At 66.7% G+C, this 7371-nt stretch carries 8 protein-coding genes; all 8 read left to right on the forward strand.

The annotated features are described in order from the left end of the window. Positions 1 to 97: 97 nt before the first annotated feature. The gene (locus ACFQPB_RS17945) at positions 98 to 877 is read left to right on the forward strand and encodes a FadR/GntR family transcriptional regulator (protein WP_382203759.1); all 780 of its coding nucleotides are present in this window, start codon (positions 98 to 100) and stop codon (positions 875 to 877) included. Then, the gene (ltnD, locus tag ACFQPB_RS17950) at positions 874 to 1794 is read left to right on the forward strand and encodes an L-threonate dehydrogenase (protein WP_382203757.1); all 921 of its coding nucleotides are present in this window, start codon (positions 874 to 876) and stop codon (positions 1792 to 1794) included. Before ACFQPB_RS17945 ends, ltnD begins: the two co-directional genes overlap by 4 nt. Continuing rightward, the gene (otnK, locus tag ACFQPB_RS17955; protein WP_382226234.1) at positions 1791 to 3065 is read left to right on the forward strand and encodes a 3-oxo-tetronate kinase; all 1275 of its coding nucleotides are present in this window, start codon (positions 1791 to 1793) and stop codon (positions 3063 to 3065) included. The genes ltnD and otnK overlap by 4 nt, the downstream gene beginning before the upstream one ends. A gap of 8 nt (positions 3066 to 3073) precedes the next feature. Beyond that, positions 3074 to 3742, forward strand: a complete 669-nt coding sequence (locus ACFQPB_RS17960) for a class II aldolase/adducin family protein (protein ID WP_382226236.1) — start codon at positions 3074 to 3076, stop codon at positions 3740 to 3742. A 14-nt stretch (positions 3743 to 3756) separates the two neighbouring features. Beyond that, positions 3757 to 4566: a 2-oxo-tetronate isomerase gene (gene otnI / locus ACFQPB_RS17965; RefSeq protein ID WP_382226238.1), complete on the forward strand. Its 810-nt coding sequence runs from the start codon at positions 3757 to 3759 to the stop codon at positions 4564 to 4566. Further along, a complete protein-coding gene (gene denD / locus ACFQPB_RS17970; protein WP_382226241.1) occupies positions 4563 to 5588 on the forward strand; it encodes a D-erythronate dehydrogenase in 1026 nt (341 codons plus the stop codon). Before otnI ends, denD begins: the two co-directional genes overlap by 4 nt. A 66-nt stretch (positions 5589 to 5654) precedes the next feature. Then, positions 5655 to 6623, forward strand: coding sequence for a TRAP transporter substrate-binding protein (locus tag ACFQPB_RS17975; RefSeq protein ID WP_382226243.1), 969 nt, complete (start codon positions 5655 to 5657; stop codon positions 6621 to 6623). Between the two features lie 135 nt (positions 6624 to 6758). Then, complete coding sequence (locus ACFQPB_RS17980; protein WP_382226245.1) at positions 6759 to 7250, forward strand: TRAP transporter small permease; 492 nt, start codon at positions 6759 to 6761, stop codon at positions 7248 to 7250. Positions 7251 to 7371 lie beyond the last annotated feature (121 nt).

Genomic DNA, 7371 nt, shown 5'->3' on the forward strand with positions numbered 1-7371 from the left:
GGGCGCCGCACCGTATAAACCTCGGGTAAACCATGAGGCGATTGGGTTTCTCAAATTTGTATGATGACCCTATGACCCGACAAAATATCGCTCGCCCATGAACCTGAGCGGCGCCGCCATCGAACCCTTGCAAGCGCCCGAGCGCCTGACCGACAAGCTGGCAGGTCTGCTCATGCAGCGCATCGAATCGGGTGAACTTGCGCCCGACGAGCGCCTGCCGACCGAGCAGAAGCTGTCGGAGCAATACGGCGTGTCCCGCACCGTGGTGCGCGAAGCCGTGAGTCGGCTCAAATCAGTGGGCATGTTGACGTCGCGCCAAGGCGCCGGCGTGTTTGTGGCGCCCCGCACCCAGGCACGCGCCCTCGCCTTCGACCCCACCGTGTTGCATTCCATGGAAGCCGTGCTGCACGTGGTGGAGGTGCGCCGGGGGCTGGAGGCCGACGTGGCCGCCCTGGCGGCCGCTCGCATCACCCCCGACAAGGCCCGTGCCATCGGCGCGGCACTGGCCACGCTCGAAGCCTGCCCGCCCCACGGCGCCGAAGGTGTGGAGGCCGATCTCGAATTCCACCGCAGCATCGCGCGCGCCACCGACAACCCGCAGTTCGAACGCCTGCTGGGTTTTCTGGAGCAGTACCAGCGCGACGCCATGCGTGTGACCCGCACCAATGAAGCCATGGACAGCGAGTACATGGTGCAGGTGCGCGAAGAACACCGCGCCATCGCCGCCGCCGTGATGCGCGGCGACGTGCCCGCCGCCCGCGAGGCGGCCATGCGCCACATGAGCAACGCCGCACACCGCATCGAACACGCTGCACCGCCCATACGGCGGGCACTGGATGCGCTGCTGGCCCAACCCCAAGACAAGGACAACACATGACTTCCCCCTCCGCGCCCACACTGGGCGTGATCGGCCTCGGCTCCATGGGCATGGGCGCTGCACTCTCGGCGCTGCGCAACGGCGTGCCCACCTGGGGCTGCGATCCCCGCGCGGAAGCCCGCGCCGCCTTCGAGCAGGCCGGTGGCCGCGCCGTCGCCAGCGCTGCTGAACTGGCGCCGCATTGCGACGTGGTGCTGGTGCTGGTGGTCAACGCCGCACAAACCGAAGACGTCTTGTTTGGCGCACAGGGCATCGCGCCGCTGCTGAAAAAAGGCGCAGTGGTCGTGACGTCTGCCACGGTGGACCCGGCCCTGCCGCCCCAATGGGAAGCGCGCCTGGCCGAGCACGGTGTATTCCTGATCGACGGCCCGGTGTCGGGTGGCGCCAAGAAGGCCGCTGCGGGCCAGATGACGGTGATGGCATCCGGCAAGCCCGAAGCCTTTGCCGCTGCGGGCGAGCTGCTGAACGCCTTTGCGGGCAAGGTCTACCGCCTGGGCGATGCGGCCGGTGTGGGGTCCACCGTGAAGATGGTCAACCAGCACCTGGCCGGTGTGCACATCGCCACCGCCTGCGAGGCCATGGCGCTCGGCATCAAGGCCGGTGCCGACCCACGCCAGCTCTACGAGGTGATCTGCAACAGCGCTGGCATGAGCTGGATGTTCGAGAACCGCGTGCCCCACATTCTGGATGGCGACTACACGCCGCTGTCGGCCGTCAACATCTTCGTGAAGGACTTAGGGATCGTGCTGGACGCTGCGCGCGCGCTCAAATTCCCGCTGCCCCTGGCCGCCACCGCGCACCAGCTCTACCTGTCGACCGCCGCCATGGGCCTGGGCGGTGAAGACGACTCGGCCGTGGTCAAGTACTACGCCCAACTGGCCGGGCTGGAATTGCCCACGGCGAAGGAAGCAGCATGATCCTGGGCGTCATCGCAGACGATTTCACCGGCGCCACCGACGTCGCCAGCATGCTGGTGCGTGCCGGCATGCGCACGGTGCAGGTGCTGGGTGTGCCCGAGGGCGATCTGCCCGAGGCCGATGCGGTGGTCATCGCGCTCAAGACCCGCACCATCGCCCCCGCCGACGCGGTGGCCCAGAGTCTGGCCGCGCTCAAGGCCTTGCAGGCCGGCGGCGCACGGCAGATCTACTTCAAATACTGCTCCACCTTCGACTCCACCGCCGAAGGCAACATCGGCCCCGTCACCGACGCGCTGATGAATGCCCTGGGCACCGACTTCACGATCGCCTGCCCGGCCTTCCCCGAAAACGGCCGCACCGTTTTCCGTGGCCACCTGTTTGTGGGCGACCAGTTGCTCAGCGACTCGGGCATGCGCAACCACCCGCTCACGCCCATGACGGACGCCAACCTGGTGCGCGTGCTGCAGGCCCAGACCGCCCACAAAGTGGGTTTGCTGCGCTACGACCACCTCGGTAATGCGGCCAGCGCAGGCGAACGCGTCGCGGCCTTGCGTGCTGAAGGCGTGCGTATCGCCGTAGCAGACGCGGTGAACAACAGCGACCTTCTGACCGTAGGCGAGACCTGCGCTGAGCTGCCGCTGCTGACAGCCGGATCCGGCGTGGCCCTGGGCCTGCCACCAGCCTACGCGCGGCGCGGCTGGTTCACGCCCAGCGACAGCGCAGCCATGCTGGACAGCGTGAGCGGCCCTGCTGCCGTGCTCTCCGGCTCTTGCTCCGAAGCCACCAATGCCCAGGTGGCCGTGTGGCGTGCCACTGGCCGCACAGCCTTGCACATCGACCCGCTGGCGCTCCACCAAGGCACACAAACCGCCACAGGCGTGCTGGCCCAAGCCCGTGCGGCGCTGGCGCAAGGCCCGGTGCTGGTCTACGCCACCGCTGCGCCCGAGAGCGTGAAAGCCGTGCAAGCCGCACTCGGCGTGTTGGCCGCCGGTGAGTTGGTGGAACATGCTCTGGCGCACATCGCGCAAGGTCTTGTCGCTGCTGGTGTGCGCCGCCTGGTGGTGGCCGGTGGTGAAACATCGGGCGCCGTGGTGCAGGCCTTGCAGGTGGCACAACTGCGCATCGGTGCGCCCATCTGCCCCGGCGTGCCCTGGACCCAGGCCGCCCTGCCCGGCAACGGCGAGCCCATGCTGCTCGCGCTCAAGTCTGGCAACTTCGGTGGCCCCGACTTTTTTGCGCAGGCCCTGCAACAAGCGGGGGTGGCCTTGTGAGCCCAGCCATGGTGCCGCCAGCCCAGGCCCGCGTGCGGGCCGAGATCGTGCGCGTGGGCGCCTCGCTGTTCCAGCGTGGCTACGTGCATTCCACGGCCGGCAACATCAGCGTGCGCCTGGGCGCTGACGAAGGCGGTGGTTTCCTCATCACCCCCACCGACGCCTGTCTGGGCTTCCTGGACGCCGAACAACTGGCCTGGGTGAGCGACAGCGGCGAACAGCTTGGCGGCGCGCGTGCCAGCAAAACCCTGCAACTGCACCGCCGCATCTACGCCGCCGCGCCCGAGGCGCGGTGTGTGCTGCACACCCACTCCACCCATCTGGTGGCGCTCACCCTGCAAGGCGTGTGGCGCGAGGACGACATCCTGCCGCCCATCACCCCCTACCAGGTGATGAAGGTGGGCCATGTGCCACTGATTCCCTACGACGTGCCCGGCTCGGCCTCGGCGGCCGACGCGGTCGCCGCCACCATCCAACAGGCCGAGCGTCCCATCCGCGCCGTGATCCTGGAGCGCCTCGGCCCCACGGTGTGGCACACCAACCCGTCCAGTGCCATGGCGCTGCTGGAGGAGCTGGAAGAAACGGCCCGGCTGTGGCTGCTCTCGGAACGCCGTCCGACGCCCCTGACCGACACCCAGATCAACGACCTGCGCGCCCAGTTCAACGCGCCCTGGTAACCCAAAAACAAGCCATGCCACGCTTTGCCGCCAACCTTTCAATGATGTACACCGAGGTGCCCTTCCTCGACCGTTTTGCGGCCGCCGCCCAAGACGGTTTCGAGGCGGTGGAGTACCTCTTTCCCTACGAACACACCCCCGCCGAGATTGCTCAGCGCCTGCAAGCGCACGGCCTGACCCAAGCCCTGTTCAACCTGCCCCCTGGCGACTGGGCGGCCGGCGAACGCGGCATGGCCTGCCTGCCCGGGCGCGAAGCCGAATTCGCGGCCTCGGTGGACACCGCCATCGCCTACGCCCAGGCCACCGGCTGCAAAAAACTGCACGCCATGGCCGGCCTGATGCCCGCCGGTGCCGACACGCAGGCGATGCGCGCCACCTACGTGGCCAACCTGCGTTGGGCAGCGGCCAAGCTGGCGCCGCTGGGCATCACCCTGCTCATCGAGCCCATCAACAGCCGCGACATGCCCGGCTACTTCCTCAACTGGCAGCAGCAGGCGCACGACGTGCTGGCCGAGGTGGGCGCACCCAACCTGAAGGTGCAGATGGACTTCTACCACTGCCAGATCATGGAAGGTGACCTCACCCGCCGCCTCGAAAAACACTGGGCCGGCGTGGGCCACATCCAGATTGCCGGTGTGCCCGAGCGCCACGAGCCCGACAGCGGCGAGGTCAACTTCCCGCACCTGTTCGATCACCTCGACCAACTGGGCTACGGCGGTTTCATTGGCTGCGAGTACCGCCCCAAGGCGGGCACCAGCGCCGGTCTGGGCTGGCTGCGCGCCTACCTGGCTTCCAAGAAAACGTCTCAGAAAGACCGCACATGAAAGTCCTCATCACCGGCGGCGCCGGCTTCCTGGGCTCGCGCCTGGCGCACACCCTGCTGCAGCGCGGCAGCTTGGCCGGCCAGCCCATCACGCAGCTCATGCTCGCCGATCTGGTGGCGCCACGCGACACCACACTCACCGGCGACGCCCGCGTGCGCACCCACACCGGCGACCTGCTGGCACAAATCCCAGCGCTGATGGCCGAGCCGTGGGACGCCATCTTCCACCTCGCGTCGGCCGTGTCGGGCGAGTGCGAAGCCAACTTCGACCTCGGTCTGCACGCCAACCTCGACACCACCCGCCGACTGCTCGACGCCTGCCGCGCGCAAGCCGAAGCCGGCCAGGGCGTGGCGCGCTTCTTCTTCTCCAGCTCGGTGGCCGTGTTCGGCAGCGACCCTGCCCTGCCCTTGCCCGACGTGGTGCACGACAACACCCTGCCCACGCCACAGTCCAGCTACGGCATCCACAAATTTGTGTGCGAACAGCTGGTGGCCGACTACACCCGAAAAGGCTTCATCGACGGCCGCGCGGCGCGGCTCATGACCGTTTCGGTGCGCCCTGGCCGCCCCAATGGTGCGGCCTCCGGCTTTCTCTCCGGGCTGTTCCGTGAGCCTCTGGCTGGACAAGCCAGCAACAACCCCGTGGCACTGGATTCGCAGGTGGCCCTCTCCTCGCCCGCCAACACCGTAGCCGGCATTGTGGCCGTGATGGAAGCCAGCCGCGAGGCGTTTGGCGGCCGCACTGCGATCAACCTGCCTGCCCTCACGGTCAGCGTGCGCGAGATGCTGTTGGCCCTGGAAGATCTGGCCGGCCCTGCGGCCATGGCCCTCATCACCCACCGCCCCGACGAGGCCGTGGCGCGCATCGTTTCGGCCTGGCCGGCACGTTTTGAAAGCCAGCGCACCGCCCGCCTCGGCCTGAAGGCCGATGCCGACTTTGCCAGCGTGTTGCGCCAGTACGTGGCCGACAACCCGGCTGCCGTGACCCTGCCCGCCGCGCGTGCGCGACTGGGCCTGGCCTGAAGCTTCACACAAAGCTTTTACATTTCCCGTTCCCGTTCCCGTTCCCAACCACAAGGAGACCTCCCCATGAAAGCTCTGATCAAACCCCTGGCCCTGGCCGCGTTGCTCGCCGCCACCGGCGCACAAGCACAAACCGTGCTGAAAATCGGGTACGCCACCTCGCAGGCCTCGCACTACGGCGTGGGTTCCACCGTGTTCTGCGAAGAAATGGAAAAGGGCACACAAGGCCGCTACAAGTGCCAGCAGTTCCCCAACTCCGCACTGGGCGGTGAACGCGAGCAGATCGAGGCCGTGCAGCTGGGCACCCAGGACATCGTGAACACCTCCACCGGCCCGCTGGGCAACTTCGTGCCCGAAGTCAAGATCGTGGACATTCCGTTCTTGTTCCGTGACTACGACCACGCCCGCAAGGTGATGGATGGCCCCATCGGCCAGGACCTGCAGAAGAAGATGGAAGCCAAGGGCCTGATCAACCTGGCCTGGACCGAAAACGGTTTCCGCCACATGACCAACAGCAAGCGCGCCATCAACCAGGCGACCGATGCCAACGGTCTGAAGATGCGCACCATGGAGAACAAGGTGCACATGGACGGCTACAAGACCTTCGGCATCCTGCCCACCCCGATGCCCTTCCCTGAGCTGTTCACCGCGCTGCAGCAAGGCACGGTCGATGGCCAGGAGAACCCGATCCCCGTCATCCTGTCGTCCAAGTTCTCGCAAGTGCAAAAGCACCTGTCGCTGACCGGCCACGTGTACTCGCCCGCCGCGTTGATCATCTCTCCTGCCGTGTGGAACAAGCTGTCTGCTGCCGACAAGAAGGTGTTTTCCGACGCCGCCAAAAAGGGCGCTGCTGCTCAGCGCAAAAAGGTCAACGACGACGAGAACAACGGCATTGCCCAACTGGAAAAAGAAGGCATGCAGGTGGTCAAACAAGTCAACGGTGACAGCTTCCGCAAGGCCGTGGCTCCGGCCTACGCGGGTTACGCCAAAGAGTTTGGCGCCGACAAGATTGCCGCCATCCAAGCGGTGAAGTGATCCCCCCGCGCCGGCGCTAAGGCGCCGTCACCCCCCAGGGGGCGACACCTGCGGGCCGGCGGAGCCGGACCCGCAGTGTCCTTGGTTTGAAGCCCCCTAACGCGTTGCCTGATTGGCAATAGCTGGAAATCTGCCATGAAAAAAATGTTTCTCAGGCTGGACCGCGTGCTCACCGGTGCCTGCCTGTCCCTCGCCTGCGTGCTGCTGGCCGTCATTGCCTCCCTTGGCATGTGGCAGGTGACCAGCCGTTTTGTGCTCTCCCAGCCCTCCACCTGGACGGAAGAGTCCATGCGCCGTCTGCTGATCTGGATGGTCATGCTGGGCGTTGTCGCCGCTTTCCGCCAAGGCGCCCTGGTCTCGGTCGATCTGATGCTGCGCCTGTCCAAGGGCGCCTGGCGCAACACCGTGCGCACCATCATCACCAGCGTCAACCTCGCCTTCCTCAGCGTGGTGCTGTACTTCGGCATTGACCTCGTCTGGCGCGTGCGCTTTCAGACCTTCGCCAGCATGGAACTCTCCATGGGCTGGGGCTATGCCGCGCTGCCCGTGGGCGCCTTCCTGGGCCTGGTGGCCGTCATCGCCCACCACCTCGACCCACACGACGACGAGTTGAGCACCGCGCAGTAACCCAGAACAACAAGAACACGGAAGCCACACCATGTCCCTCACCCTGCTCATCACCATGCTGCTGGGCTTTGCCTTCAGCATCTCCATCGCCGTCTCCATCGGCGGCTCGGCCATACTGGGC

Source organism: Hydrogenophaga atypica (assembly GCF_042665215.1).
Lineage (GTDB): Bacteria > Pseudomonadota > Gammaproteobacteria > Burkholderiales > Burkholderiaceae_C > Hydrogenophaga > Hydrogenophaga defluvii_A.

Bases quoted from the DNA above. Each gene is read 5' to 3' on its own strand.
- ACFQPB_RS17945 (WP_382203759.1), top strand. From the start codon at position 98: ATGAACCTGAGCGGCGCCGCCATCGAACCCTTGCAAGCGCCCGAGCGC.
- ltnD (WP_382203757.1), top strand. From the start codon at position 874: ATGACTTCCCCCTCCGCGCCCACACTGGGCGTGATCGGCCTCGGCTCC.
- otnK (WP_382226234.1), top strand. From the start codon at position 1,791: ATGATCCTGGGCGTCATCGCAGACGATTTCACCGGCGCCACCGACGTC.
- ACFQPB_RS17960 (WP_382226236.1), top strand. From the start codon at position 3,074: ATGGTGCCGCCAGCCCAGGCCCGCGTGCGGGCCGAGATCGTGCGCGTG.
- otnI (WP_382226238.1), top strand. From the start codon at position 3,757: ATGCCACGCTTTGCCGCCAACCTTTCAATGATGTACACCGAGGTGCCC.
- denD (WP_382226241.1), top strand. From the start codon at position 4,563: ATGAAAGTCCTCATCACCGGCGGCGCCGGCTTCCTGGGCTCGCGCCTG.
- ACFQPB_RS17975 (WP_382226243.1), top strand. From the start codon at position 5,655: ATGAAAGCTCTGATCAAACCCCTGGCCCTGGCCGCGTTGCTCGCCGCC.
- ACFQPB_RS17980 (WP_382226245.1), top strand. From the start codon at position 6,759: ATGAAAAAAATGTTTCTCAGGCTGGACCGCGTGCTCACCGGTGCCTGC.